Source organism: Halorhodospira sp. 9628 (genome assembly GCF_022228075.1).
Lineage (GTDB): Bacteria > Pseudomonadota > Gammaproteobacteria > Nitrococcales > Halorhodospiraceae > Halorhodospira > Halorhodospira halophila_A.
In genome coordinates this window covers 319,525-345,813 of record NZ_JAJNRF010000001.1, presented here as the reverse complement: position 1 = coordinate 345,813, position 26,289 = coordinate 319,525, and the positions used below count along the sequence as shown (strand labels likewise).

Sequence of the window (26,289 nt, the reverse complement as noted above, 5' to 3'; positions counted from 1 at the left end):
TCCCGCAGCCAGTTTTTCCGGATAAGGCGAGGGGGCTATGAAGGCGTGGATTCGGGGTGCCCTGGTGCTGTTGGCCATGGCGGCGGTCGCGGGCTGCGGTCACTCGGTGGAGCGGATCGATCGGGATGCGGAGCACGACCTCTCCGGTCGGTGGAACGACCAGGATTCGCGACTGGTTGCTGAGGAGATGATCGCCGACGCGCTGGATCGCCCCTGGTTGCGGGAGTTTCGGCGCGACGAGGGCGGGCGGCCCACCGTCATCGTGGGGGGTGTCCGCAATCTCAGCCACGAGCACATCAATACCCGCACGTTCGTTAACGATATCCAGCGGGAGCTGATCAATTCCGGACAGGTGGATTTCGTCGCCGACGCCGATCAGCGCGAGCGCATCCGTGAGGAGCGCCGCGACCAGGATCTGCACGCCAGCGAGGAGACCCGCAAGGCCATGGGGGAGGAGCTGGGCGCTGACTACATGCTGCTTGGTTCGGTGAACTCCATCATCGATCAGGAGGGGCGACGTCAGGTCCGTTACTACCAGGTCGACATGGAGCTGATCAGCCTGGCCGATAACCGCAAGGTCTGGATTGGCAACAAGGAGATCCGCAAGCTCGTGCGTTCGGCCTCGGCGCGGCCCTGAGCGGCGCGGCCGCGTGACGCATTGGCTGTATAGGCCCTGGCTGGCACTGATACTGGCTGCTGCCCTGGCCGGGTGCACGACCTACGGCGATCGGATGGCACCGGTAGAGGCCGCCGTGGAGGACGGCGATCCGCGTCGAGCGGTGGAGCTGCTCGATGCGGACTCCGGCGGGCCGGGGGACCGTGTTGTCGACCTGCTCAACCGCGGAGCGCTCCTGCGCATGGCCGGGGAGTTCGAGGCCAGCAACCGTGCCCTGGAAGAGGCCTACGACGCCATCGCCGAGGTCGATCCGCTGAGCGTCTCGGAGAGCGTGGGCAGTCTGATGGTGGGTGAGACCGCTTTCGCCTACGCCGGCGAGCCCCACGAACGGGTCCTGCTCCATCTGCTCATGGCCTTCAATTATCTGGATCTCGGGGATCCGGATGCGGCGCGGGTCGAGGCTTTGCGCGTGGATCTGCGCCTGCAGCGTCTCGCCGCCGAGCAGGGGCGGTCCGTCTACCGGCAGGATCCGTTTGCCCGGTACCTCAGCGGGTTGATCTTCGAGCGTCTGGGTGAGCCGGATCAGGCCCTGGTGGCCTATCGCCAGGCCTACCAGGCTTACCGCGAGCAGGGCGGACGGCTGGGGGTTGCGGTGCCCCGCTCGCTACAGCGCGATCTGCTGCGCCTAGCCGATAAGCTGGGACTCGACGAAGAGCGGGCCGAGTGGCAGCAGGCTTTTGGGCTGGACGCCTGGCCGGATCCGGCCGAGCATCGCGAGCAGGCGCACGTGGTGTTGATTGCCGGGGTGGGGCTGGCCCCGCGCAAGGGAGAGCAGGGGTTCGCGGTGCAGGATCGCCAGGGACGCATCCACAGCGTGGCCCTGCCGTACTACGAGCCGCGGCGCAGGCCGCTGGGCGGGGTCCAGTTCAGCGCTGGGGAGGCCTCGGTGCCGGCAGAGCCGGTGCACGACGTGGACGCCGTCGCCCGGATCCTGCTCGAAGAGCAGCAGGGCGTGCTCGCCGCCCGCGCGCTGGGGCGACTGCTGGTGCAGAAGGAGATGATCGATCAGGCCCGCGAGGCCAGTCCGGTAGCCGGTCTGGCCATGAACGTCTTCACCCTGGTGGCGGACCGGGCGGACACCCGCACCTGGGGCATGCTGCCGGCGCAGTACTACATGGCCCGCATCAGTCTGCCACCCGGCGAGCACCGGCTTGAGCTGGTCTATCAGGGCCGGTCCGGTCACCCGCTGACCCGGGTGGACCTCGGGGCGCTGGAACTCGAGGCCGGGGCTTATCACTTTGTATTCGATCGCTGGGTCTCGGCGCGTGCCGGCTCCGTGACCCACAGGGGGGAGCCGTGAAAGCGCTTCTCGTAGTCCTGATGGCGCTGTTCCTGCTGGCCGGCTGTGCTGGTAGTGCTCCGCCATCGGGAGATCAGCCATCCTGGGTGGTCGGCGGTGAGCCGGCCTCCTATCCCCGTGAAAGCTATCTCAGTGCGGTGGGCACGGCCGATCACCGTGAGCTGGCCCACGATCGGGCCCGGGCCGAGCTGGCGCGCGCCTTCGAGGTTCATGTAACGGCGGCGACACAGCAGGAGGACCGGCTGGCGTTCGGCGACGGCGAGACCCGGCACCGGGCGACGCTGGGTCAGCAGGTCGCGACGCGCACCGCGGTCACCCTGCGCGGTGTCGAGATCGGCGAGACCTGGCGGGAGCCGCAGAGCGGCCGGTATCACGTCCTCGCCGTCATGGATCGGCAGCAGGCGGCCAGCGCGCTGCGCGAGGGCATCGCGGGCCTGGACGCGGCGACCAGTCGCTATCTGCGCCAGGCAGACGCTGCCGCCGACCCGCTGCACGCACTCGCCGCGCTGGCCCGGGGGCTGGAGGCGCAGCGCCAGCGTGCCGAGTATCAGCAGGCCCTGCGGGTGCTCACCGGCGCCGGCATGACGGTGCGGTACGAGCTGGCGGTGCTGCGTGCGCGGCTGGCCGCCGAGGCCGGGAGCATCCCCTTCGGCATCGGCGCGCGGGGTGATCATGCCGAACGGGTGGCAAGCAAACTGCGGGCATCGGTGGCCGCTGCCGGGTTCCGGGTCGATGAACGGGAGGATGCCTACCGGCTGGAGGCTGTGCTTGAACTCGAGGATCTCGGGCAGCGCGATGGCTGGTACTGGCAGCGTGGCGGCCTGACCCTGCGCTTGCTGGATGATGCCGGTGAAGTCCGTGGCGAGCAGCGCTGGCCGGTGCGCGGTGCCGCCACCGATTACACGACGGCCGAGCGTCGCGCCCTGGAGCAGGCATTCGAGCGCCTCGGCGAAGACCTGTTCGGCCTGATCATCGCCTTGGCTGTCGGCCAGGGCGAGTCGGCGCCGCGAGGCTAGAAGCGACCGCGCAGCGTGGCCGTAGCGAGCAGCGAACTCGAGCGGCTGCCGCGGAAGTCATCCGGAACCAGATCGCGGTCAACGCTTCTTGCCGAGGCCTCCAGCCGGAGCTCGATCCGCTCCCAGGCATAGCCGCCGCCGCCGAGCAGGTGGAAGCCAGTGCCGGAGAGCGTATCGCCGTTGTCGCGTTCAAGGCGCTCGTAGTGCAGGCCGGCCCCCATGTAGGCGCGCGGCCCGGCCTCGCGGAACTCGCGCCCGAAACGCAGGGTCAGGTCTGTGGCGCTCCAGCGTTTCGGTTCCGGGTCGGCGTAGAGGCTGCCGCTGGTGCTCAGCTGCTCGCTGTGCAGGTGGGCGATGCCCACCGAGGCGTGTTCGCTGACGGCGTACTGGATGTCCAGCACGGGACCGTGGGCGCGCAGGCGCGTTGAGTCGTCGCCGTATCGCTCTTCAACCGACAGGTGGTGGTAGCCGTAGCCGACCCCCACACTCCAGTTGCGCCGGGGCGGCGGCGCCTGCTCTTCGGCCCGCTCGGCCACGCGTATCGTCTCCGCTTCTTCTGCCCGTTCCTCCTCGGTCTCGTCATGAGTCGCCCCCGGGATTCCACCCTGCCACCAGGCCGGTCGGTCCGTGGGCGGTGTCTCACGCGTTGTATCGGGTGGCTCGGGGCCGTCGGCCTGTTCGAGGATGCGCATGATCCCGGGCATCAACGCCGGCCGCATCTCCATGGCGTGGCGGGCAATCGGGTCGGCCAGTCGCGGATAGGTCGACAGCAGTTCGTCGAGCTCATCGAGGAAGGCCTCATCGTCGCGCAGCGCCGCCTCCTCGATGCGGGTCAGGGCGTCATCGAGGATGCTGCGCTGGTGTTCGGTGAGCAGGCCCGGATCAGCGGATGCGCTGCCGTGGGGCGCCGGAGCCTCGGCGTCTTCGGCCGTCGCTTGGAGGACCGGCCACAGCGTGGCGGCCACGATGAGTAACCCGGCGAGGTGCCTGCTGCCGGGCGTGCGGTTGGGCCGACGATACCGGTGCATGGGTGGCTCCTGTCTGTTGTGCCGCTACCTCTTGCTTCCGGCCAGCGCGGCCCGTCGGCTGGTGAGGCGCGCCGGCCCTGCCCCGAAGGATAGTCAGCCCGTGCCCGTCTCGCGACCCAGCGCCGGTGGGTTATTCCCCGCGGCCGCTCGCAGCCTCTAGGCGGATCCGTTCGACCGCCTCGCCGTACTGCGGATGATCGGGTGCTGCCGCTTCGCTCCGGCGAGCCGCCTCCAGCGCCTCGGCGACCTGGTCCAGGCGCAGCAGTGCCCAAGCCAGGTTGTGGTGGGCCGCTGGCCCCGACTCGTCCTCCGCCTCGATAGCGTGGCCATAGGCGTCCACAGCGGCGGCGTACTCCCCCCGGGCGTAGCGGATGTTGCCGAGGCCTAGCCAGGCGTCTGCGTGCGCGGGCCAGCGCGTCGTGGCGGCGTGGTAGCCGGCCAGGGCCGGCTCCCAGCGCTCCTGGCGCTCCAGCTCGGCGACGGCGGCGACCCAGTCATCGGCGTTGGCGCTGCGGGGCAGGTGCCCGGGGCGGGGGATCACGACGGCCCAATGGTCGCCGCGTTGCCAGGTTCGCTCGAACCGGCGCAGCGAGAGGGTCTCGCGTCGCTCGGTGCCCGAGCGCAGGGTGACTGTCCCGGCGTCCAGGTCGTAGCCCACCACCACGGCGTAATGCCAGCGGGGCAGCGCCTCGAGGGCGAGGTTCTGCAGGACCAGCACCGGCTGGCCGCCGGCGACCTCGGCCAGGAGATCGGCCAGATCCGGTGCAAGGACGTAGGGGATGCGCTCGGCGCGGCGGGCGGCGGCCAGCAGCTCGTTCTGCAGCGTGCCCTGGCGCTCGGGAAGGTAGACGGCATCGATCAGCTCATCGTCGCTGGTCACCACGTCGCTGGCGACCAGGACCGTGGCCAGTGCCGCCGGGCCACAGTAGTAGGTCTCGTCCGGGAAGAAGGGGGTATCGCTCAGTTCTACGGCGCGGGGCAGCTCGGCGGTCTCCCGCGCCTCGGCGATCACCTCCGGGTGCTGCAGCGGCGGCCCGGCGCAGCCACCCAGGCCGATGGCGAGCACCGCCGCGCCGAGCGCGGCGGGCCGCCAGGCTCCCCGTTGCCGGGGGGTGTGGCGTGGAGGGATCGGCCGGGGGATCAGCGGACCAGCAGCCAGATGATGACCAGCAGGAGGATGGTGGTTGCGCCGATGGACACACCCGCGCCGGCCGGTTGCTGATCGATGCGCTCGGCCAGCTCCCGCGCCTCTTCGTCGCTGAGTGCGGCGACACGCTCTTCGGCCTGTGCCGGATCAACGCCGTAGTCGGTCAGTGCCTGCTGGACATCCTCGCGTTGCAGGGCCTCCTGGACGCGATCGCGGTCCGATGCCGCCTGGCGCTCGCTGATCACGTCGCTGGTCCCGACCACACCCGCCAGCGCGGTGGTCGGCGCCATGGCACCCAGCGAGAGGGCGAGCCCGATGAGCACGATGAGACCTTTGATGCCGGTGCGCTTCATGGACAACCTCCGTCTGCAAAAGGGGTCTGTCACGGCAGTTGCGCGACAGGTGGAGCGTCGCACGGCGACGCCTCCCATGCAACGAGGAGGGGTGGGCGGTTGGCTCCGCGTCTCGGCTCTAGTCGCGCACGCGTCGCAGGAAGTCGGCGAGGAGCTGCTTGAGCGTCGGCAGGTGGTCGTTGAGGTCGTGCTCGGCGTCGAGCAGGTGCAATCGGGCCCGCTGGCGCTGGGCGAACGAGACCACCGCCTCGGGCGGGATCAGGGCATCGCGCCAGCCGTGGACGATCTCCTGGTGCTCCGTGGTGGGCGTCGGATAGGCCGGGTAACCGGGTATGCCGATGGCCGGGGCGAGCAGGAAGAGGCCGTCCGCCTTGAGCTCGTTGGCGGCATTCGCCATGACATAGCCGCCCATGCTGGACCCGACCAACACCAGCCGGCCGGCGGCCCGGGGTCGGTGCTCGAGCAGCATGGCCACCCGCTCATCCGGGTCCTCGGTGGCCGTGAAGTCGATGCTCTCGACGGCGAAGCCGGCCTGCTCGGCGACAGGCAGCAGGGCGGAACTCTTGCGGCCCCAGGGACCGGTGCCCTTGCCGTGGGCGTAATAGACGCGGTGCTCAGGGTGGGTCATCGTGGGCGTATTCTGCCGGTGAGGGGGGTGGGGTTTCCACCCACCGGGCCCCTGGTGTCACCCTGGCCGGTGCGAACCGTTGACGGCTCTCGGGCTCAATGTGCCGCGGGCCCCGACCCTGCGAGGGGGCAGAGTCAGGGCCCCGGGCAGGGGTTTAGATGCCGAGGCTTTGACGAACCACCTCGAGGGCGTCGTCCTCGCCGTCGCGCGTGCTCACCCCCTCAAGCCAGCGTTCCAGCAGTTCCGGACGCGATTCAATGAGCGCGCGGGCGGCTTCACGATTGCTCATCTCATCGTCCATAACGTAAGACTCGCCCTCGTTGCGCTCTTCCACGGAGACCGTGAACTGCTCCAGGAATCGGGCCACGTTGGGGCACTGCTCGGCGTAACCGGCCGTGATGAGGGTATGCACCGTTGCCCCGCCCTGATCCGGACCGAAGTAATCCTCGCCACCGGTCAGGTACTCCATCTCGATATTGCGGTTCATCGGGTGCGGGGCCCAGCCGAGGAAGACGATCCACTCCTCGCGGTTGGTTGCCCGGCGGACCTGCGCGAGCATGGCAGCCTCGGAGGACTCCACCAGCGACCAGTCGCTCAGGTCGTAAGCGCCATCACTGATCATTTCCTCGATAATCACGTTGCCGTCGTTCCCCGACTCAAGGCCGTAGGTGTTGCGACCTGCGTGATCATGTACCGCCAAGGAGTTATGCTCTCTTCCAAGCCCGGTTGGCGTTACAGGAACTGGGCGAGAGCCTGAAGGCGGAAAGGCGAGGTCGGTAATATGAGCGGAGCGACCATCCATAAGCAAGCGCGCACGACGCCGCAGTTGCGCGAGGAGATCCGCAACTCGACGCTCTCGGAGCGGGCCCTGGCGGAGAAGTACAACATCAGCCGTGCCACCGTGCGCAAGTGGAAGTATCGGGAGACGAGCGAGGACCGCAGCCATCGCCCGCACCGGCTGCACACGGCGCTGTCGCCGGCGCAGGAGGCGATTGTGGTGGAGCTGCGGCGCACCCTGCTGCTCCCCACCGATGACCTGCTGCTGGTCGTGCGTGAGTTCATCAAGCCGGACATGGTCCGCTCGGCGCTGCAGCGGCTGCTGGTCCGTCACGGGGTCTCGCAGCTCAAGGAGCTGATCCCGCGCTCGGAGGGCGAGTCGCGGCCGACGAAGGCGTTCAAGGACTACCGGCCCGGCTACGTGCACGTCGACATCAAGTACCTGCCGGAGATGGCCGATGAGCAGGGGCGCACGTACCTGTTCGTGGCCATCGACCGGGCCAGCCGCTGGGTCTACCTCGAGCGCCACCGCGAGAAGTCGCGCAAGGCGGCTGTGCGCTTTCTCAAGCGCCTCCAGGAGAAGGCCCCGTTCCGGATCCATACGCTGCTCACGGACAACGACCTGGCCTTCACGGACCGCTTTACCCAGAAGACCCGGCGTCCCTCGGGGCGGCATGCCTTTGACCAGCTGTGCGCCCGCCATGACATCGAGCGCCGGCTCACGCCGCCTCGCCGTCCGCAGACGAACGGCCTGGTCGAGCGCTTCAACGGCCGTATCAGCGAGATCCTGCGCACGACTCACTTCGATTCGGCCTCCGATCTCGACTCGATGCTCTGGCACTATCAGCGCCTCTACAACCACCACATTCCCCAGCGTGCGCTTGGGCATGCCACCCCTGTACGCAAACTCAAGCAGTGGTACGAGGAGCGCCCCGATTTATTCCATAAGCAGGTATATGATCAATCAGGTCTTGACGCCCTAGCCGTGTTTCAGTTCATCGAGGGGTGGTACAACCCTCATCGTCGGCACTCGGCACTCGGCACTCGGCACTCGGCTCTGGGCTATGTCTCACCGATCAACTTTGAAAGGCAATACTACGCTCAGGCCGAAAGCCAGAAACCGTCCACGGAAGCGGGGTAACTCCACTCCCTACGCGACAAGATTATGGTCAACAGCCGCGCGGCCCGACGGGGCGTATCACATAAACAGATTTCCATCATGCCGCAAGGTTGCCTGAACTGCCCAGCAGGGGCTTATCAGTATGGCTAGTCACGAGGATGTCTTGTGGTGGGCACGACAGGTGTTCCGGGGCGCAAAAAATTAATTTTCTGTCGTTCCGTCTGTTGAGCGCAACCCTTCGCCTTTGATTTCCTCTATCGAGTCCAGATGTTTAATCATTAGACGTGTATAGAAATCAGGGTCAGCGAAAGAGCAATAATTTAGGTGCCCCTGGAGAGCACTGATCTGCCATCGTTCTAGTCTGTCTTGTTCGTAAAGCTTTAAAAGAAAACGCACATCATCCTTGTAACTTTTATGTAGCGTTAGCCGGCCTTCGGGTAGGACTCTGAGGCCAGTTACAAAAGCCCCTCCGCCTCGTCGTGTCCCGAAACGGGTTTTATTCGGGTTTATCTTTAGTGTCGGTTCTGAATCGTCTTCTACGACCCCCGAAACAAGGCGCGTGATCTCGTCCTTATAACCCTTTTGGTCGATGGATACTGTTATGTCATCCGCATACCTTGTGTAAGTGCTGTTGCCGAATTCTTGTTTTCTATCCCTTAGGGCATTATCAATTCGGGTATCTTTCTCAAACATTACGATGTTGGCAATGTGAGGGGAGGCAGGGTATCCGATCTCGCACGCACGGTTACGGAACATCGCGTCGAGGAAATCCTCGTCATCTTTCGAATCAAGCAACGGATCCGCCTCAGCGTGCTGCATTCTTGATAGAACCGAAAAGAAATCGTCGCTCTTGATAGAAGGAAAAAAATTGGTGACATCCATCTTCACGAAATACTGGCCATCGCGGTGTCGAAACGCATTTTCCCGGATAGACGAGCCGGGCTTAAATGCGGTAGCCGCCTCATGCACGGGCAGAGAATGAAGGATGTTTTTTATCGTCCAATACTGGACTAGCTTGAAAATCCGTGGTGGTATTGTTATCTTTCGGAAGTTTCCGTCTTTTTTCGGTATTTTTTTAATTTTTATCTGTCTGCGACCCTCGTGGATTTGGTTTCGTACCGACTCCTCGCTCATGCCGAGGTCATCACACAGCCGTTTTATGATTGCCATAAATTCCACGGGCCTCTTTTCGAAGGCGGGCTAAAGCAAAATCCCGCTTGACATCAAACTCTATATTGTGGAAATCGAGGAAGGTGCCCTTGAGGCAGCTTGACAGGTCCCCTGGAGAGCCCTCGTAATTGATGACGCGGATGGATTTAAGGAGAGCGATTGCGAGGTTTGCATTCTTGTAATCTTTGTTTGCTCCAAATATCAACTTAAGCAGATCAATAAGGGATTTATGTGTTAATGGGCCCGCTAGGTATATCAAATCGTGCAAGAACAGAAGGCGATCTTTTGTAAGCTTTTCTGAGGGGTCGATGGCTTCGGGTTGTAGACGTTCAAAATATGCGTGTCCCTTGTCGACTAGGCGTGCCCGCAGCTGCGGGAAAACGTGTCCGATCCCATCGCCAGAAAATGCCCCCCCGGGTGTCATTTCGTACCATAGAACCCCCCGTTTACTGGTGCTTTCCTCAACAACTTTTAGGGGGCCTTTATTGATAAAGGAGTTTGCGCCTTTGAACTGCTTATCGTTAATAACAGTTATTTTGCTTTTAATGCTATTTTGATTCGCGAAAGCTCCAAGCTCACAAAAAGCGCTCTCGCTCTCAAGTACTATTATTACGTGATCAGCGATTTTGGAAATCTTGTGCTCTATTTCCAGAAGGTTTTCGGAGTCTTCGATAAGGTTTTCGGCTAAAATAACACGGTGTTTCGGCAGGTGTGCTTTTATAAAATCGATTAGTGCTCGTCGACGCTCAGAAACAAGGTCTTTTGTTTTGTTTGCCCCACACAAGAACACGAGTTTCAGGTCACGATGGCGCCGAACAAGTGACGAGCCATAAATGATAGACCGCAGATGCGCGACCGCGCTGTGCACGGTACTGTAGTGAAAATCGTATTCTGTGCTAAACATTGCCTACCGAAGCGAGCGCTGACCTTTGAGGCGGGGTCAGCTCCGACCGGCGCTGACCCCGCCTCAAAGGTCAGCGCCGCCAAGAGCTGCCCGCCAATTCTTAGCAGGACGCGACTTCGCGCCCCGTGGGCACGAGGCCCAAATTTCTAGGCGGGTCGAGGTTAGCAGGGAGAAGTTCGAAGGCTCAAGGGCGCAGCGCGGATCCAAGCTAAAGACCTTTGTTGCGACTCCATTGCCTGGTGTTGGGCTTTTCGAAGCGTGCTCATAGGCTACTGCAGCCGCAAAATCGCATAGCTGAACCTATCAGCGCGGCGCTGAGCGGGAAGACCGAGAACACGCCCAGGCCGATCCCGGCGAGCTGGTGCAGGTAGTGCCGGTGGGTCAAAGCGTAGCGTCGCTTACCCAGGGCATCGAGGCCCATGAACGTAGCGAGCCCCGCGGCGAAGGCCGGGATCACGGTGGCTGCGGTCAGAGCCCAGGCCAGGCCGTCGTGGAGGATGCAGTCGAGCCCGCTCATAGGCCAACCATCAGGGCGAAGACCAGCACCAGGATGAGGATGTTGAAGAAGGCCATCCGGCCGGACCGATCCTCGTTGACGCACATATTCCAGATGATGTGAAGCCGAGCACAACGAGGAACTCCATGGCGTCCTCCTGGTGGCGCCTGAGCCGATGTGTAGGCGGTGGCTACCTTTGGCGCCCCTAAGTTCCGCAGATCAGGGAGCGATGCCGACGGCGCGTCACACCCCGATAGGCATGGCCTAGTCTGTGCCTGAGTTCGTCAGGCAGCAGCTAAGTGCTGTCTGTGTCCGGCGCGCTGCGTTGGGGGGGTGGCGGCTCATCTAGCGTGTGAGAAGTTCGAGAGCACTCTTGAAGCACTAAATGCGCGATGCTCGGGGTGGGGGACCACCTCGGGCGTCGTGGACGGAGAGAAGGGCGGTGTACAGGGGGCACCTAGACGACAAAAGCCGGGCTCAGCTAGGGCTTGAAGGTTTGTTGGCTTTTTTGTTGGGCAGGGCGTCGTGTAGACGCTATCTAGATGATTTTCTGAGGTATATGGTGCCGGCGAGAGGACTTGAACCTCCGACCTGCCGATTACGAATCGGCTGCTCTACCAACTGAGCTACACCGGCACAGGGTGCCTATGCGACGCCGCGAATTGTAGCCGAAGGGCGGGGTGGGAACCAAGCCCCGCGTGCGTCATCGGGCCACGGTGGCGAAGCGGCGATCCTGAACTACGTTGAGGGTGCGCATGGAAGGTGCGGATGGAACCCATACGCGAGGAAGGGATGCCTCGCCATTCTGGATTCACAATGCTCGAGGCGCTCGTCGCCCTCGGGCTCCTGGCCGGTGTCGCGGCCGTGTCGCTCCAGGCCCTTCTGGGTGGGGTGCACGGGGCTCGTGATGCCGCGTATCACGTACGAGCCACTCTCCTCGCCGAAGAGTTGATCACCCGCGCCCGGCTGGTCGCGCCAGATCAGCGCTCGGCTGATCTGGCCGAGGTCGATGCGGGGGACGTGGGCACGTGCCAACCGCCGTCGGTCGGGGACCAGGCCCGCGGCGACGTGGTTGATGCCGACGGTTGGCGGGCCGAGGTTGCCTGCCAGCTGCCGCAGGCCGAGGTGTCGGTCGAGGCGGGCGCCGATCGCATCCGCGTCGAACTCCGCTGGCAGGCTCCCCACCGGGACGAGGCATCGTCCCTTGAGCTCTCCGGGCAACTCCTCGAGGTCGGCCCATGACCGGGCGTGCCTATGGCGTGACCTTGGTCGAGCTGCTGGTGGCGCTGGCCGTGGCGGCGGTGGCGCTGCTCGCGGCGGTGCAGATCCTCGATAGCGCTTTGCGGGCCAGTGCCACGGTGGAAGACCTTGGCCGGGTGGCGGACAAGGGGGCGTTGCTGCGCCAGGTGCTCGACGGCGAAGTCGCGCTGGCCGGGGAGGTCCCCTGCGGTGGCCGGACCCCGCTGTATCGAGGCGAGGGCGCGGCCGGCGAGGTGATCGGGGCCCAGCTCGATCCGCCGGGTCTGCGCGCCGATGAAGGCGAGCTGACCTGGGTGCGCGGTAAGGAGGCGCCGCGGAGCGTGGCGACCGGCTACGATGCCATCGAGGTAGCGGCCCCGGAGGCGCAAATCGAGCTGGATGAGCCGGCCGAGGAGGCGTTGGGAAGCCTGCCGGCCAAGGTCCTGGTCGGTAATGCCGAGGGCCTGTTCCTGCTCGAGGCCGAGGCGCAGGATGGCGCCAAGGATCTCACCCTGGACGGGCTCGGCGAGGACCACGACCTGCCCGAGCGCGGGGTGGCGTGGGTCCCCTGGTGGCCGGAGGAGGAGTCCGCGGAGGACGACGATGCGTCGCCCGTCCAGGTGCGGCGGTTGCGGTGGTCGGATGGCGGAGGCGTCGATGGGGTGCCGACCCTGAACCTCGGCCGTGGCGAGGGGGCTCCGCAGCCGATCCTGCGCGGGGTCGAGGCGCTGGAGATGGGCTTCGCCGAGTGCCCGGGGGCCGACGACCCGGCCCAGGTCCCGGATCATCCAGGGCCTTTCCAGCGCGCGGAGGAGGTGGAGGATTGGCTGCGGGTGTGTGCCGTGCGCTTTACGGCACGCATCCGCACCGGTGGCCAGCGGGGTGCGACCGGCGCGGAGCAGGTCCAGACGGTGACGGTGCCGATCCACGGGAGGCTGCCTTGACGGGGGCCTCCCGGCAGCTCGGCTTTGCGGTGCTCGGCCTGAGTGCCGTGTTGGTCATGTTGGCGCTGTTGTCCTGGTCGGTGGTTGCCCCCACCGCGCTGCAGCTGCGCGCGGCCGCGGCCTTGGAGTCCCGGGCTGCAGCCCGCCTGGCGGCTGCCGATGAACTGGTCAGGGCAAGGCGGGAGCTGGCAGCCGGGCGCGAAGAAGCCGGCGATCCGGGGTGCTGCAGCGGAGAGGTGGCGGCGCCGTGCTACCGTATCGAGCGCGACGACGGGCAATTTCGGATTTGTGCTCGCGGCAGCGGGGGGGACGGGGCCGAGGTCTGCCTGCAAGCGGGTGGTGTGCTCGCGCCGGCGCCGGTAACGGGAGCAGCTGACCGCGTCGAAATCCGCTGGAAGCGCGAATGTCCCTACGGGAATCGGGATTGAGGAAGGTGTTATGAGGAGAGCGGATCAGCGCGTCCGCGTGGCTGGCTTCAGCCTGGTCGAGCTGATGATCGTCTTGGCCATCTTGGCCATCCTGGTGGCGATCGCCTACCCCTTCTACGGCCAGTACAAGGTGCAGGCGGACCGTAGCGACGCCACCGCCACCTTGATGGATACCTGGATGGCGCTGGAGCGCTGTTTCATCCAGGAGATGGACTACGACGCGTGTACGGATGAGGTCCCGGAGTTGTCCGAGCGGGGCCTTTATGAGCTGGGGGTCGAGACCGACGCCGATGGCTTTCGCCTGACTGCCACACCGGCGCCGGGAAGTCCGCAGGAGGCGGATGAGGCGTGTACGGAATTCACCCTCGATCACCGCGGCGAGCGGGGCAGTGGCCCCGAGGGCGTCGAGGTCTGCTGGGGCGACTGAGCCCGGCCTTTACCCTCACCGAGCTGCTGGTGGTCCTCGCCCTGGTTGCCGGGCTGGCGGCCGTGGCAGCGCCACGGCTGGGCGCTGGAGTGGACGAGGTCCGTGCCTGGGCCTGGCAGCGGGAGCTCCTCGCCGGGCTGGAGCGGGCCCGCATCGAGGCGCTGGACCACGACGAGATCGTCACCCTGTGCGGCGGCACCCCGCAGAGCGGGTGCGAGGCGCAGGGCTGGGATGACGGCTGGATCCTGTTCCGCGGCGAGGCCGCATCCGGCCAGGCGCCGGAACCGGAGCAGCTCCTCGCCCGGGGGCGTGGCGCCGGGCCGGGTCATCGGGTCGCGGCGGGCACCGGGTCGGAGGGGTTCAAGTTCGCGCCAAATGACTGGTGGCACGGTATCGCCGGGTCCATCACCCTTTGTCGCGACGGCGTGAAAGTGGCCGCCATCGAGGTGGCCATGACCGGCCGGCCAAGGCCGGCCGACGACAAGCGGGGTGAGCCCTGCGACTGAGGCCTCAGGAGGCCGGGCCCGGGGGGGCGCCCGGCAGCCCGGCGACCAGGCGTTGGGCCCGGTGGGGCGTGGCCAGGGCGTCGGCGACTGCGGCGATCTCCTCGGCCAGCGGGCGGTCCGCCTCCAATGGCGGCGCCAGTTCGCGGACCCACGCCAGGGTCTGACGCGCGCTGTGGCTGAAACCGGTCCTGTCGGTCAGTTCCAGGCCCTGGGCCAGGACCAGCGCCTCGATGGCCAGGATCCGCTGCAGGTGGTCCAGGTTGGTGGCCGCCTGGCGGGCGGCGCGGGTGCTCATGGGGACGATGTCCTGGTTGTCGGCGTTGGTCGGCACTGACTGGATCGAGGCCGGGTGGGCGCCGGTGCGCATCTCCGCGACCAGGGCCGACGCCGTCACCTGGGCGCCCATAAAGCCGCTGTGCAGACCGGTCTGGCGGGGCTGCATGAAGGCCGGGAAGCCGCTGCGCACCGGGTCGGTGATGCGGTTGATGCGCCGTTCACTGTGCACGGCCAGTTGGACCAGGGCGTTGTTCAGGGCGTCGGCGGCAAAGGCCAGGTGCTGGCCAAAGAAATTGCCGCCATGCAGCACGCGCCCCTCCTCGGGGAAGAGCAGCGGGTTGTCGCTGGCCGCATCCAGCTCGCTGGCCACGGTCTGGTTGTGGAAGGTGATGCTGTCCAGCACCGCGCCCAGCGCCTGAGGCAGGCAGCGGATCGAGTAGGGGTCCTGGGGCAGCGGCTGGTCGGGCAGGACGGCGCCTTGCTCTTCATCCAGCCGGGGTGGCACGCCGGGCCACGGCTGCAGGCGCCGGCTGTCCTCGGCCAGGGCGGTGAGCCAGGCGTGGGCCCGCATCTGGCCAGGGTGAGGGCGGGCGGCGCCGATGGCCGGCTGGAAGGCCTCGGCATGGCCGCCAAGCAACTCGGCGTAGAGCATGCCCAGTACCGCACAGATCCCGGCCGCCCGCTCGGCGCCCGCGCCGGTGACGGCACTGATGCCGGCGGTGGTCGAGGTGCCGTTGACCAGGGCGATGGCGTCCTTGCCGTCCAGGGTCCACGGTTCCCAGCCCAGGCGGCGCTGGGCGGCGTCAGCAGGCTCCCAGGCGCCGCCGTGGACGCTCACCCGGCCCTCCCCCATCAGGGCCCGCGCCACGTGGGCCAGCGGGGTCAGGTCGCCGCTGGCGCCGACGGTCCCGATGGCCGGCACTTCCGGGATCACGTCCTGCTCCAGCCACCCCAGCAGGCGCTCCACAACCGCCGGCGTGACCCCGGAGTGTCCGCGGGTGACACTGGCAATGCGCGCGGCCAGCGTGGCGCGGGTGTGGCAACGGGAGAGCGGATCGCCGACGCCGCTGCACAGGTGGTAGACCAGGTTGCGCTGCAGGGTGCGCGAGGCGGAGGGGTCGATCCGGCTGGTGGCCAGCGGTCCGTAGCCGGTGGTGACACCGTAGACCAGCCGGCGTTCGTCCACGAGGCGCTGGAGGTAGCCCTCAGCGGCACGCAAGCGTTCCCAGCCGGCCGCTAAGACCGTGGCTGAGCTGCTGCCGTGTCCGATACCCTCGATATCGGCGGCGCTCAGGCCACCGGCCAGATCCACTGCAGCCATGCTGTTCAGTCCCAGTCCTGCAGTTTGCCCATGGCGTTGCGCGGAAGCTCGGTGCCGATACGCAGATCCGTGGGTCGCTCGACCGCCGGTAGGTGCTCCCAGATCCAGTTCTCGAGCGTCTGGCGCAGCGTTTCAGGATCGGCGTCGGAACGCGCGGGAACGATGAACGCCTTCAGGCGCCGACGACTGCCTTCGCCGTGGCTGCGGACCGCGCAGGCGGCAACGGCCTCGTGGCTTTCGAGGCGCCGCGCGACGTGCCCCGGAGAGACGTTCACACCGCCGATCTGAATGATGTCATCGATGCGTCCGGTGGGTCGGAAGACCCGCTCGTCCCGCCACTGGAGGCGATCGAGCGGGGCCACGGTCACCGCTGCACCATCGGGTTGAGTGCGCTGGAGGTTGCCGTCCGCGTCGCGCTGCCAGTGGGGCAGCAGGCGGTAGTCCTCCGAGGGTGCCCAGCGCAGGCCGATCCCGCCGGCCTCGGTGGCGCCGTAGACCTCCAGCAGCGCGTCCAGGCCGGCCTGCAACAGCCCGTTGCGGCAGGCGGTCTCCAGCGCGGCGGTCGAGCTGATGCCCGTGCCGCCGGGGAAGCGGTGATTGCTATCGAACAGGTAACGCCAGCGTGCCGGGACGGTGGCAATCAGGTCGTCAGGTGCCGGCTCGCGGAACAGGGCGGTGGGCGCGGCGTGGCTCTCGATCACGGTGCTGCCCAGCGCGCGGGGCAGGGCGACGCCGAAGACGAAACCGTAGAGGTGGTGGACGGGCAGCCAGGCGATCACCCGCGGGTGACTGCCCAGGGCGTTGGCCAGTGCCTCGGCCTCCTGGGTCAGCGCCGCCCAGCTGTGGTGGTGCGGCTGCGGGGTGCCCGTGCTGCCCGAGGTCGAGAAGGTCAGGCCGCTGGTGTGCTGACTGGCGTCGGCGATGAGTTCGGCCATGTCGCCGATCCGGCGCACGGCCAGCAGACGGTCCTCCACACCGGTCTCATGCAGGCGGAAGAAGCGGTTGAGCGCGCTGGCTAGATTGAGTCGATCCAGGGAGTCCGCCCGGATTGGTTCGGCATCCAGGCGGCTATCGGCGCACAGGTCCTGCGCTTCGGGCGGGTCGCCCCGTTGACCGCGGCCGGTGGCCAGCTCGCCGGGGATCAGGCTGCGCAGCAACCGCAGCACTTCATCGGCATTCAGCCCTTGCATCGGTCGGTCCTTTCGCGGCTGCCCGCGCCCGGGACGGGCACGGGCAGCGGGGTCTGGTCTAGACGCGCTTGACGAAGACCCAGTAGCTGTCGCCGGAGAGGGCCTTCTTCATGTGCACCTTCACCTTCGTGGGCGTCATTTGGTAATCGAAGGTGTACTCGAACATCGTGTTCAGGTTGCCCGAGGCCACCCCTTCCTTGAACTTGCCGTAGAACTCCGGGCTGTCAGTGCACGGGGCCACGTCCTTGAAGAAGTTCTTGCCGATGACCTGCTTCGGGTCGCGGCCGGTGATGTCGCCCTCCGCGGCGTTGTACTGAAGGATGTTGCCGTCGCCGTCGAGCTGGATGGCGCCGAAGGCCAGGCCGTCGAGCTGGCCGTCGTCCATCTTGGCGAGGGTGTTCTCGATGTCCTCGCTACCGAAGGCTACGTGTTCCATCGTGATACTCCTTTCATGGACCGGGGGCTTCGTGGTGAGCCTTGCTCACTCTCGAGACTCCAGCCTAGATGTAAAGCCTTTGTATAACAAGAACCGTCCCTTTGTTCATCCGTAGCGTTGGAGCGAGTACGGGGCGGGATCGAGGTCGCAGGTGCGCTCCTCCAGCTGGTCGGCGACCAGGCGCGCGCTGCCGGCGGCGAACGTCCAGCCCAGGTGGCCGACGCCCGTGGCCAGGTGCAGGCCGGAGATCGGGGTCGGACCCAGGATCGGGGGGCCGTCGCAGGTCATCGGGCGCAGGCCGGCCCAGGGTTGGCTCGGGGCGTCCGCCAGCTGTTCGGCCAGGCGCGGGAAGCGGCTCAGACCCTGCTCGCGGACGGCTCGCCAGCGCCGCTCGTCGAGCCTGAGATCGAAGCCGGTGATCTCCGCCTTGCCGGCGATACGCAGCTGCTCACCCAGTCGGGTAACGACCACCTTGCGGGCGTCGTCGATGATGGGCATCCCGGGTGCGCCCTCTATCCCGTGCAGCGGGATGCTCACCGAATACCCCTTGACGGGTTCGATGGGCAGGCGCAGACCGAAGCTGCGGGTCAGGGCCGGGCTGTAACTGCCCGCCGCGACAACTACGGCGTCCGCGTCGATGATCCCGCGGCTGGTCTCGACGCCCTCCACACCCGCTGGGCCGCCGAGCAGCCTGCGTGCCGTAGTGTCGAGCCACAGTTCGGCGCCTTCGGCGGTGAGTCGCTGCGCCAGGGCCGCGGTGAACTGCAGCGGGTCGCCGCAGCCGTCGTCGGGGAACTCGATGGCGCCAGCCAGCTGGTCTGCGGTATCACTCAGCGCGGGTTCGCGGGCGAGCGTCTCGTCCACTCCCAATACCTGGTGCCGGATGCCCAGCGCTTCCACGGCAGCCGCTTCGGTGCACCCCTGCTCCAGAGCGTCCGGGTCATCGAAGAGCTTCAGGATGCCGCTGTCGCGAGCGGCGAACGAGAGGTCGAGCTCGTCACGCCACGCCCGTGCCTGCTGTAGGCCGTAGAGGGCCAGGACCGCATTGGCGTCGGCGTGACGGCGGTAGCGCCGGGCGGTGGCGTTGGCCAGGAAGCGCAGCGACCAGCTCGGATTGCGCAGTACGCGCAAGGGATTGATGCGCAGCGGGGAGTCGGGTTTGCCGAGCCAGGCAATGGCATCCCGGAGTACGCCCGGAGGGTTCCATGGAGCGGCGTGGCCGGCGTGGAGCTGGGCGCCGTTGGCGTAGCTCGTCTCCTGCGCCACGTCGCTGCAGCGCTCGATGAGCACGATCTGGTGGCCACGGGCGGTCAGTTCCCAGGCCACGGAGGTTCCGACCACGCCAGCCCCGACTACAGCGATGCGCATCGGTGTTCTCCCTCGGTTGTGGTTCGGGCACGATTCTCCGGCGCGGGCGGTGGGATCACGGCGCCGCGCTGCTGTCTCGGTAACGGTGCCAGCCCTCGGCGCGCAAACGGCAGGCCGGGCATTCGCCGCAGCCGTAGCCCCACTCGTGGCGCTGCTCGCGCGCGCCGTAGTAGCAGGTGTGGCTTGCCTCCACGATCAGGTCCACCAGGGCGGTTCCGCCGAGTCGTTCGGTCAGCGCCCAAGTCTGGGCCTTGTCCAGCCACATCAGGGGGGTATGCAGCACCAGTCGTTCGGCCATGCCCAGGTTCAGGGTGACCTGCAGGGACTTGACGGTGTCGTCGCGGCAGTCGGGGTAGCCGGAGAAGTCGGTTTCGCAGACGCCGGCTACCAGGTGGCGGATGCCCCGCCGGTGGCCCAGGGCCGCCGCCAGGGTGAAGAAGAGCAGGTTGCGGCCGGGGACGAAGGTGTTGGGCAGGCCGCGCGCGTCGTAGGTGATTTCGGCCTCGCGGGTCAGCGCCGTGTCGCTGATCTCGCCGAGCACGCCGGCGTCGAGAACGCGGTCCTCGCCCAGGCGCGCCGCCCAATCGGGGCGCAGGGCCCGCAGGCCGTCAAGAACCTCGCGGCGGGCCGAGAGTTCCACGTCGTGCCGCTGCCCGTAGGCGAAGCCGATGGTCTCGACGCGGCTGAAACGCTCCAGGGCCCAGGCAACACAGGCCGTGGAGTCCTGCCCCCCGGAGAAGAGGACCAGGGCGTGTTCTTCATCGGTGCTGGCGGGTGTCCGCTGCCGGGACTCGGCCATCGCCTGCTTCCTGGTTGGTTGTCGCGTTCCCGTAACAGGATAGGGGTTGCGTGCAGCGTCCGCCAGAGCGATGCGGCGGTGCCCCGGCGGTCACTCGCCGGCGTCCCGGCGGGCTGCCAGCAGGGCCTGCTCGGTGGCGGCCCAGCTGATCCCGTCGGCCGGGCCAATGATCTCCAGCCGGCTTTCGCCGCGCCAGGCGGTGGCTTCCATCCGGACCCCATCGGCGTCGACATCCACGCGCAGCCAGTCGCGGCCGGTGCGCACGACGCCCTTGACGCGCTGGGAGCCGCGAAGGGTCTCAAGGGCCCGGAGCAGGGCCTGGCGGTCGAAGGCGTCGTCGGGGTGGAAGATCCACCCGCAGGCCGCAGCGGCGCCGCCAGCCTGCTCGGCGCGCACCGGGCGGCCCGGTTCGGGGGTGGCGGCACGGTCGGCGTGGTGGTCGTGGTGCCCGGCGTGGTGAGGCGCTGCCGCGCTGCCTGCGGGGCCGGCACGGCCAGCTGACTCGTCCAGCCAAGCCGGATCGATGCAGCCGTGGGCGGCCTCCTCGATGCGCTGCTTGGGTGGATACAGCGATCGGGCCCAGGCCTGGAAGGTTGCGCGCTCGCCGGCGCTGCACAGGTCGGTCTTGTGGGCAACCAGCACATCGGCCAGCTGCGCCTGATCCAGGAATGCGTCGTGCCCGGCGACCCGCGGATCATCGAGTTGGCGCGGGTCGATCAGGGTCAGCGTGGCGCGCAGCGAGATCGCGCCCTGCTGCTCGAATTCGCGGAGCAGGTCGAGGATGCGCGCCGGATGGCCGAGTCCGGTCGGCTCGATCAGCAGACGGGACGGACGGCTGCGGCGCAGCAGGCGGGCCAGGGCGATCCGGAAGGGCGCCCCGAGTGTGCAGCACAGGCAGCCGCCGGGCAGTTCTTCGATGGCCGCGTCGTCCTCGAATCGTGTGGCGTCGACACCGACATCGCCGAATTCGTTGACGAGCACGGCCCAGCGCTCGCCGGCAGGGCGGGCCTCGGCGAGCAGGTGCCGGATGGCCGTGGTCTTGCCGACGCCCAGGAAGCCAGTGATCAGATTGGCGGGGGCGGGACTCTGCATGATGCGAAGCATACGCGCAGCGACCCGCACCCGACCAGGCCCGCCCACAGGTCTGCAGTGCTACAATCGGTGACCTATGTCTGGGAATACCTTCGGCACCCTGTTCACGGTTACGACCTTCGGCGAGAGCCACGGCCCGGCGCTTGGCGGCGTCGTGGATGGCTGCCCGCCGGGGCTCGCCCTTACCGAGACGGATCTGCAGGTCGAACTCGACCGGCGCCGGCCCGGGCGCTCCAAGCACACCACGCAGCGCCGCGAGAGCGATCAGGTGCGGATCCTCTCCGGGGTCTTCGAGGGGGTGACCACCGGGACGTCCATCGGGCTGCTCATCGAAAACACCGATCAGCGCTCCAAGGATTACTCGGAGATCGCCGAGCGCTTCCGGCCCGGGCACGCCGACTACACCTATCAGCAAAAGTACGGCATCCGTGACTATCGTGGCGGCGGGCGCTCCTCGGCCCGGGAGACGGCCGTCCGGGTGGCGGCCGGGGCCATCGCCCGCCGCTATCTCGCCCAGCGTCTCGGTATCGAAATCCGTGGACGGCTGGCGCAGATGGGCGAGATCGAACTTGGGGCCGAAGACTGGTCCGCCGTCGACAGCAACGATTTCTTCTGCGCTGATCCGGCGCGCATTCCGGAGCTCGAGGCGCTGATCCACGAGGTTCGCAAGGCCGGCGACTCGGTGGGTGCGGCGGTGGAGGTCGAGGTCCGCCATATGCCGCCGGGGCTCGGCGAGCCGGTCTTCGACCGGCTCGATGCCGATCTGGCCAAGGCGCTGATGTCCATTAACGCCGTCAAGGGGGTGGAGGTCGGCGCGGGTATGGCCGCCGCCGGGCAGCGGGGTAGCGCCCATCGCGATGAACTGACTCCGGACGGGTTCGCCGGCAACCAGTCCGGCGGAGTGCTCGGTGGTATCTCCAGCGGGCAGGATCTGGTGGTGCGGGCTGCGCTCAAGCCCACCTCGAGCATGCTCATTCCGGGACGCTCGGTGGACGTCCACGGCCAGCCGGTCTCGGTGGTGACCAAAGGACGCCACGATCCCTGCGTCGGGATCCGTGCCGTGCCCATTGCCGAGGCCATGGCGGCGCTGGTAGTGATGGATCACTGGCTGCGGCATCGGGCACAGAACGCCGACGTCGAGTCCGGGACCCCGGTGCTGCCCGCCCGCGACCGGGAGTGACCCGTTGAGCGTCGGGGCTCCGGGCGGGGCGCAGACGCCGCTGCCTTACTGGCGGCTCTCCGGCTTCTACCTGTTCTTCTTCGCCGCCCTCGGGGCGCTGATGCCCTACTGGGGGCCGTATCTGCGCGCCGAGGGGTTCTCTTCGGCGGAGATCGGTCAGCTGCTGGCCATCCTGCACGCCACCAAGATCATCGCGCCCAACGTCTGGGGGGCTCTGGCCGATCGGCTCGACCGGCGCATGGCTGTGGTGCGTGCCGCCTCGGTGGTGGCTTTCCTGGCCTTCTCCGCCATCCTCATCGCCGAGACCTACGGGGCGGTGGCCCTGGTGATGGCCCTGTTCGGCTTTTTCTGGAACGCCGCGCTGCCCCAGTACGAGGCCAATACCTTCAACCACCTGCGTGGGCAGGAGCACCGATACGGGCGTATCCGGCTTTGGGGCTCGGTGGGGTTCATCCTGTCGGTGATGGGCATCGGGGAGATGCTCGACCGGGCCGGGTTCGACGCGCTGCCCTACGTGGTGCTGCTGATCTTCGGCGGGCTGGCCATCTCCAGCCTGATCGCGCCGGAGGCGGGGCGCGCCATGCGCCGTGCCGATGGTGACGGTTTCTGGGAGACCCTGCGCCGGCCGGCGGTGATCGGGTTCTTTCTGGCCTGTTTCCTCAACCAGATGGGCCACGGGCCGTTCTACGGCTTTTTCAGCATCTACCTGGAGGACCACGGCTACAGCGGCGGGCTGATCGGGGCCCTATGGGCCTGGGGCGTGGTGGCCGAGATCGTCATCTTCCTGGTCATGCATCGGCTACTACCCCGTTTCGGGGCCCGCACCCTGCTGACACTGGCGCTGACGCTGGGCGGGCTGCGGTGGCTGATGGTCGCCGCCTGGGTGGACTCGGCCTGGCTGGTGGCCCTGAGTCAGACCTTCCACGCCGCCAGCTTCGGGATCTACCACGCAGTGGCCATTGACGTGGTCAACCGTTTTTTCACCGGCGCCGCGCAGGGGCGCGGGCAGGCGCTCTACTCCAGCCTGACCTTCGGCGCCGGCGTCGCGCTGGGGTCGCTGCTCTCGGGCATGGCCTGGGATGTCTTCGGTGGACAGACCTTCCTGGCCGCCAGTGCGGTGGCTTTCCTGGCGGCGATCCTGGCGGCTTGGAGCCTGCGCGGGCAGCGGGCCTGAGGGGAGGCATTTCCCCCGAAGGGGGTCGGTCCGATATAATTGTACGGTGAATGTTTTGAAGTCAATTGATAGAACAGGCCAATGACCGGGAAGACCCTCTACGACAAGCTCTGGGATAGCCATGTGGTCACCGAGTACGACGACGGCTCGGCGCTGCTCTACATCGATCGTCAGCTCCTGCACGAGGTGACCTCGCCGCAGGCGTTTGAGGGTCTCCGCCTGGCCGGGCGCCAGCCCTGGAGCGTGGCGTCCAATCTTGCCGTGACCGATCACAATGTTCCCACCACCGATCGCAGCCAGCCGGTGGAGGATCCGGTCTCGCGTGTTCAGATCGAGACGCTGGACCGCAACTGTGCCGACTTCCGGGTCACCGAGTTCGGCATCCACGACCCGCGTCAGGGGATTGTCCACGTCGTCGGTCCCGAGCAGGGCACCACCCTGCCCGGGATGACGCTGGTCTGTGGCGACTCCCACACCTCCACCCATGGGGCGCTCGGTGCCCTGGCCTTCGGCGTGGGGACCAGCGAGGTGGAGCACGTCCTGGCCACTCAGACCCTGGTCCAGAAAAAGGCCCGGACCATGCTCATCCGCATCGACGGGCAGCTGGGGCGCGGGGTCACGGCCAAGGACATCATCCTGGCGATCATTGGCCGTATCGGCACTGCCGGCGGCACCGGCTACGCCCTGGAGTACGGCGGTGAAGCCATCCGCAACCTCTCCATGGAGGGGCGGATGACCATCTGCAACATGTCCATCGAGGCCGGGGCACGCACCGGCATGGTGGCCGTGGACGACACCACCATCGATTACGTCCGTGGCCGGCCCAACGCCCCGGAGGGCGAGCGGTGGGAGCAGGCCGTGGCCAGCTGGCGCAATCTGGTCTCGGATCCGGACGCCGAGTTCGACCGGGTGGTGGAGATGCACGCCGACGAGATCGAGCCCCAGGTAACCTGGGGGACCTCGCCGGAGATGGTCGCCTCGGTGAACCGGCACGTGCCCGACCCGGCCGAGGAGTCCGATGCGGTCCGTGCCCGGGCAATGACCCGGGCACTGGAGTACATGGGCCTGGAGCCGGGAATCGCCCTGACTGACATCCCCATGGACAAGATCTTCATCGGTTCCTGCACCAACGCCCGTATCGAGGATCTGCGCGAAGCCGCCGAGGTGGTCCGTGGCCGCCGGGTGGCGGAGAACATTCGCCAGGCCCTGGTGGTGCCGGGCTCCGGGGTGGTCAAGCAGCAGGCCGAGGCCGAGGGGCTGGACCGGGTCTTCCTCGAGGCCGGTTTCGAATGGCGGGAGCCGGGGTGCTCCATGTGCCTGGGCATGAATCCTGATCGCCTGGAGCCCGGCGAGCGCTGTGCCTCCACCTCGAACCGCAATTTCGAGGGCCGGCAGGGACAGGGGGGACGCACCCATCTGGCCAGCCCGGCGATGGTCGCCGCCGCAGCCATTCACGGCCACTTCGTGGATATCCGAGAGTAGTCGCTGACACGTCTCCGGCCCTTCATCCAACGACTGGAAACGCCCATGGAACCTTTCACTCGACACACCGGTCTGGTGGCGCCGTTGGATCGCTCCAACGTGGACACGGACGCCATCATCCCCAAGCAGTTCCTCAAGTCGGTCAAGCGCACCGGGTTCGGTCCGTACCTCTTTGACGAGTGGCGGTACCTCGACCGCGGCGAGCCGGGGATGGACTGTGCGAACCGGCCGCGCAACCCCGATTTCGTCCTCAACCAGGAGCGTTATCAGGGGGCCAGCGTGCTGCTCGCCCGGGACAACTTCGGCTGCGGCTCATCCCGGGAACACGCCCCTTGGGCGCTCAAGGACTACGGCTTCCGGGCGATTGTGGCGCCAAGCTTCGCCGATATCTTCTACAGCAACTGCTTCAAGAACGGCCTGCTGCCGGTGGTGCTGGAGGAGGGGGCGGTGGACCGGCTCTTCCAGGCGGTTTACGCCACCGAGGGGTACCAGCTGACCATCGATCTTTTCGAGCAGCAGGTCCTGACCCCGGATGGCGAGCGCTTCGGCTTCGAGGTGGATCCGTTCCGCAAGCGCATGCTGCTCGAGGGGCTCGATGAGATCGGCGTCACCCTGGAGGAGCAGAGCGAGGCGATCCAGGCCTACGAGCAGCGGCGCAAGCAGGAAGCCCCCTGGCTCTTCCCCGAACCCTGAACCCTGGAACCTGAATAGAACCTATGTCCCACAAGATCCTGCTGCTTCCCGGCGACGGTATCGGCCCCGAGATCACCGCGGAGGCCCGGCGCGTGCTGGAGGCCCTGAACGAGCGCCATGGGCTTGGCTGCGAGATGGAGACGGCGCCCATCGGCGGCGCCGGCTACGACGCGGCGGGGCAGCCCCTGCCCGATGAGACCCTGCGCCTGGCGCGGGCGGCCGACGCGGTGCTGCTCGGCGCGGTCGGCGGCCCGCAGTACGACGCGCTGCCCCGCGAGGTGCGCCCGGAGCGTGGCCTGCTGGCGATCCGCTCGGAGCTGGGGCTGTTCGGCAATCTGCGCCCGGCCATCCTCTACCCGCAGCTGGCCGGGGCCTCGGCGCTGCGCGAGGAGGTCGTGGCGGGGCTGGACATCCTCATCGTCCGCGAGCTCACCGGCGGCATCTACTTCGGCCAGCCCCGGGGGATCCGCACGCTGGAGAACGGCGAGCGCCAGGGGTACAACACCGAGGTCTACAGCGAGTCGGAGATCGAGCGGATCATGCGCCTGGCCTTCGAGGCGGCGCAGCAGCGCCAGGGGCGGGTCTGCTCGGTGGACAAGGCGAACGTGTTGGAGAGCTCGGAGCTCTGGCGGGAGGTCGCCGAGCGGGTGGCCGCCGACTATCCGGCGGTGGAGCTCTCCCATATGTATGTGGACAACGCCGCCATGCAGCTGGTGCGCGCGCCGAAGCAGTTCGACGTGGTGGTCACCGGCAACCTCTTCGGCGACATCCTCTCGGACTGCGCCGCCCAGTTGACCGGCTCCATCGGCATGCTGCCCTCGGCCTCGCTGGATGAGCACGGCAAGGGGCTCTACGAGCCGGTGCACGGCTCAGCGCCGGATATCGCCGGGCAGGACAAGGCCAATCCGCTGGCCACGATCCTGTCGGTGGCGATGATGCTGCGCTATAGCCTGGGTGCCGGCGAGGCTGCCGACCGGGTCGAGGCCGCCGTGGGGGCGGTGCTCGAGGAAGGGCTGCGCACCCCGGACCTGCAGGGCGGTACGCGGCCGGTGGGCACCCGGGAAATGGGCGAGGCGGTGGCGCAGCGGCTGTAGCTCCAGCCACAGCCCGCAGCAACCA

26 protein-coding genes, 1 tRNA gene and 2 pseudogenes are annotated in these 26,289 nt (G+C 67.3%); 14 read left to right on the top strand and 15 right to left on the bottom strand.

Annotated elements, in window-relative coordinates; genetic code table 11:
* The first annotated feature begins 37 nt into the window (after positions 1-37).
* The 3 genes from LRG10_RS01605 (at position 38) to LRG10_RS01595 (ending at position 2,992) form a co-directional block, all read left to right on the top strand.
* Entirely contained in the window at positions 38-637 is a 600-nt protein-coding gene (locus LRG10_RS01605; RefSeq protein ID WP_201171652.1) for a penicillin-binding protein activator LpoB, read from the top strand.
* Positions 638-731: 94 nt separating this feature from the next.
* The gene (locus tag LRG10_RS01600) at positions 732-1,976 is read left to right on the top strand and encodes a COG3014 family protein (protein ID WP_238634514.1); all 1,245 of its coding nucleotides are present in this window, start codon (positions 732-734) and stop codon (positions 1,974-1,976) included.
* On the top strand, positions 1,973-2,992 hold the full coding sequence (locus tag LRG10_RS01595) for an LPP20 family lipoprotein (protein WP_201171647.1): 1,020 nt from the start codon (positions 1,973-1,975) through the stop codon (positions 2,990-2,992). Before LRG10_RS01600 ends, LRG10_RS01595 begins: the two co-directional genes overlap by 4 nt.
* On the opposite strand, the gene LRG10_RS01590 is transcribed toward LRG10_RS01595, so the two are convergent.
* From LRG10_RS01590 to LRG10_RS01570, 5 genes are all read right to left on the bottom strand, one after another.
* Entirely contained in the window at positions 2,989-4,020 is a 1,032-nt protein-coding gene (locus LRG10_RS01590; RefSeq protein ID WP_201171645.1) for a hypothetical protein, read from the bottom strand. The genes LRG10_RS01595 and LRG10_RS01590 overlap by 4 nt on opposite strands.
* Positions 4,021-4,150: 130 nt before the next feature.
* Positions 4,151-5,086 carry a PA2778 family cysteine peptidase gene (locus LRG10_RS01585; protein ID WP_238634509.1) on the bottom strand — a complete coding sequence of 312 codons (936 nt, stop codon included), beginning with the start codon at positions 5,084-5,086 and terminating at the stop codon, positions 4,151-4,153.
* A 74-nt stretch (positions 5,087-5,160) separates the two neighbouring features.
* Positions 5,161-5,520 carry a PA2779 family protein gene (locus LRG10_RS01580; protein WP_238634508.1) on the bottom strand — a complete coding sequence of 120 codons (360 nt, stop codon included), beginning with the start codon at positions 5,518-5,520 and terminating at the stop codon, positions 5,161-5,163.
* A gap of 118 nt (positions 5,521-5,638) precedes the next feature.
* Positions 5,639-6,148: a serine aminopeptidase domain-containing protein gene (locus LRG10_RS01575; protein ID WP_238634507.1), complete on the bottom strand. Its 510-nt coding sequence runs from the start codon at positions 6,146-6,148 to the stop codon at positions 5,639-5,641.
* A 154-nt stretch (positions 6,149-6,302) separates the two neighbouring features.
* A complete protein-coding gene (locus tag LRG10_RS01570) occupies positions 6,303-6,848 on the bottom strand; it encodes a glycine betaine ABC transporter substrate-binding protein (protein ID WP_238634506.1) in 546 nt (181 codons plus the stop codon).
* An 81-nt stretch (positions 6,849-6,929) separates the two neighbouring features.
* Here LRG10_RS01570 and LRG10_RS01565 point away from each other — a divergent pair.
* Positions 6,930-7,901 (top strand): annotated as a pseudogene (locus LRG10_RS01565) (IS481 family transposase); the annotation flags it as partial.
* 345 nt (positions 7,902-8,246) lie between these two features.
* Here the strand turns inward: LRG10_RS01565 and LRG10_RS01560 are convergent.
* From LRG10_RS01560 to LRG10_RS01545, 4 genes are all read right to left on the bottom strand, one after another.
* The gene (locus LRG10_RS01560; RefSeq protein ID WP_238634504.1) at positions 8,247-9,179 is read right to left on the bottom strand and encodes a retron St85 family RNA-directed DNA polymerase; all 933 of its coding nucleotides are present in this window, start codon (positions 9,177-9,179) and stop codon (positions 8,247-8,249) included.
* 10 nt (positions 9,180-9,189) lie between these two features.
* The gene (locus LRG10_RS01555; protein WP_238634502.1) at positions 9,190-10,119 is read right to left on the bottom strand and encodes a retron St85 family effector protein; all 930 of its coding nucleotides are present in this window, start codon (positions 10,117-10,119) and stop codon (positions 9,190-9,192) included.
* 262 nt (positions 10,120-10,381) lie between these two features.
* The gene (locus LRG10_RS01550) at positions 10,382-10,636 is read right to left on the bottom strand and encodes a hypothetical protein (RefSeq protein WP_238634499.1); all 255 of its coding nucleotides are present in this window, start codon (positions 10,634-10,636) and stop codon (positions 10,382-10,384) included.
* Positions 10,637-11,175: 539 nt separating this feature from the next.
* Positions 11,176-11,251 (bottom strand) — tRNA-Thr (locus tag LRG10_RS01545).
* 180 nt (positions 11,252-11,431) lie between these two features.
* Here LRG10_RS01545 and LRG10_RS01540 point away from each other — a divergent pair.
* The 5 genes from LRG10_RS01540 to LRG10_RS01520 are packed head-to-tail and all read left to right on the top strand — an operon-like array spanning position 11,432 to position 14,159.
* Positions 11,432-11,857 (top strand): hypothetical protein, encoded by a 426-nt coding sequence (locus LRG10_RS01540; protein ID WP_201242109.1) that lies wholly within the window; start codon positions 11,432-11,434, stop codon positions 11,855-11,857.
* A complete protein-coding gene (locus tag LRG10_RS01535) occupies positions 11,854-12,798 on the top strand; it encodes a prepilin-type N-terminal cleavage/methylation domain-containing protein (RefSeq protein ID WP_238634498.1) in 945 nt (314 codons plus the stop codon). Before LRG10_RS01540 ends, LRG10_RS01535 begins: the two co-directional genes overlap by 4 nt.
* Positions 12,795-13,226 (top strand): hypothetical protein, encoded by a 432-nt coding sequence (locus tag LRG10_RS01530; protein WP_238634496.1) that lies wholly within the window; start codon positions 12,795-12,797, stop codon positions 13,224-13,226. The genes LRG10_RS01535 and LRG10_RS01530 overlap by 4 nt, the downstream gene beginning before the upstream one ends.
* Before the next feature lie 10 nt (positions 13,227-13,236).
* On the top strand, positions 13,237-13,653 hold the full coding sequence (locus LRG10_RS01525; protein ID WP_201172523.1) for a type IV pilin protein: 417 nt from the start codon (positions 13,237-13,239) through the stop codon (positions 13,651-13,653).
* Entirely contained in the window at positions 13,575-14,159 is a 585-nt protein-coding gene (locus LRG10_RS01520; RefSeq protein ID WP_238641590.1) for a GspH/FimT family protein, read from the top strand. The genes LRG10_RS01525 and LRG10_RS01520 overlap by 79 nt, the downstream gene beginning before the upstream one ends.
* Before the next feature lie 4 nt (positions 14,160-14,163).
* Here LRG10_RS01520 and hutH read toward each other — a convergent pair whose 3' ends face one another.
* The 6 genes and pseudogenes from hutH to LRG10_RS01490 form a co-directional block, all read right to left on the bottom strand.
* Positions 14,164-15,756, bottom strand: coding sequence for a histidine ammonia-lyase (gene hutH / locus LRG10_RS01515; RefSeq protein ID WP_238634494.1), 1,593 nt, complete (start codon positions 15,754-15,756; stop codon positions 14,164-14,166).
* A 5-nt stretch (positions 15,757-15,761) separates the two neighbouring features.
* The gene (gene pcl, locus LRG10_RS01510) at positions 15,762-16,946 is read right to left on the bottom strand and encodes a 4-coumarate--CoA ligase (protein WP_201171627.1); all 1,185 of its coding nucleotides are present in this window, start codon (positions 16,944-16,946) and stop codon (positions 15,762-15,764) included.
* Positions 16,947-17,004: 58 nt separating this feature from the next.
* Positions 17,005-17,382: a photoactive yellow protein gene (pyp, locus tag LRG10_RS01505; protein ID WP_201242104.1), complete on the bottom strand. Its 378-nt coding sequence runs from the start codon at positions 17,380-17,382 to the stop codon at positions 17,005-17,007.
* A 105-nt stretch (positions 17,383-17,487) separates the two neighbouring features.
* Positions 17,488-18,774: pseudogene (locus tag LRG10_RS01500) on the bottom strand (D-amino acid dehydrogenase); the annotation flags it as partial.
* A 31-nt stretch (positions 18,775-18,805) separates the two neighbouring features.
* Entirely contained in the window at positions 18,806-19,549 is a 744-nt protein-coding gene (gene queC / locus LRG10_RS01495) for a 7-cyano-7-deazaguanine synthase QueC (protein ID WP_238634491.1), read from the bottom strand.
* A 90-nt stretch (positions 19,550-19,639) separates the two neighbouring features.
* On the bottom strand, positions 19,640-20,641 hold the full coding sequence (locus tag LRG10_RS01490) for a GTP-binding protein (protein ID WP_201171618.1): 1,002 nt from the start codon (positions 20,639-20,641) through the stop codon (positions 19,640-19,642).
* A 76-nt stretch (positions 20,642-20,717) separates the two neighbouring features.
* On the opposite strand from LRG10_RS01490, the gene aroC reads away from it, so the two are divergent.
* From aroC to leuB, 5 genes are all read left to right on the top strand, one after another.
* Positions 20,718-21,821, top strand: a complete 1,104-nt coding sequence (gene aroC, locus LRG10_RS01485) for a chorismate synthase (RefSeq protein ID WP_201171616.1) — start codon at positions 20,718-20,720, stop codon at positions 21,819-21,821.
* Positions 21,822-21,825: 4 nt separating this feature from the next.
* Positions 21,826-22,995 (top strand): MFS transporter, encoded by a 1,170-nt coding sequence (locus LRG10_RS01480; protein WP_201242101.1) that lies wholly within the window; start codon positions 21,826-21,828, stop codon positions 22,993-22,995.
* 81 nt (positions 22,996-23,076) lie between these two features.
* Positions 23,077-24,477, top strand: a complete 1,401-nt coding sequence (leuC, locus tag LRG10_RS01475) for a 3-isopropylmalate dehydratase large subunit (RefSeq protein ID WP_201171604.1) — start codon at positions 23,077-23,079, stop codon at positions 24,475-24,477.
* Positions 24,478-24,522: 45 nt separating this feature from the next.
* Positions 24,523-25,170, top strand: a complete 648-nt coding sequence (gene leuD, locus LRG10_RS01470) for a 3-isopropylmalate dehydratase small subunit (protein WP_238634489.1) — start codon at positions 24,523-24,525, stop codon at positions 25,168-25,170.
* 23 nt (positions 25,171-25,193) lie between these two features.
* On the top strand, positions 25,194-26,264 hold the full coding sequence (gene leuB, locus LRG10_RS01465; protein WP_238634487.1) for a 3-isopropylmalate dehydrogenase: 1,071 nt from the start codon (positions 25,194-25,196) through the stop codon (positions 26,262-26,264).
* The last annotated feature ends 25 nt before the right edge of the window (positions 26,265-26,289 follow it).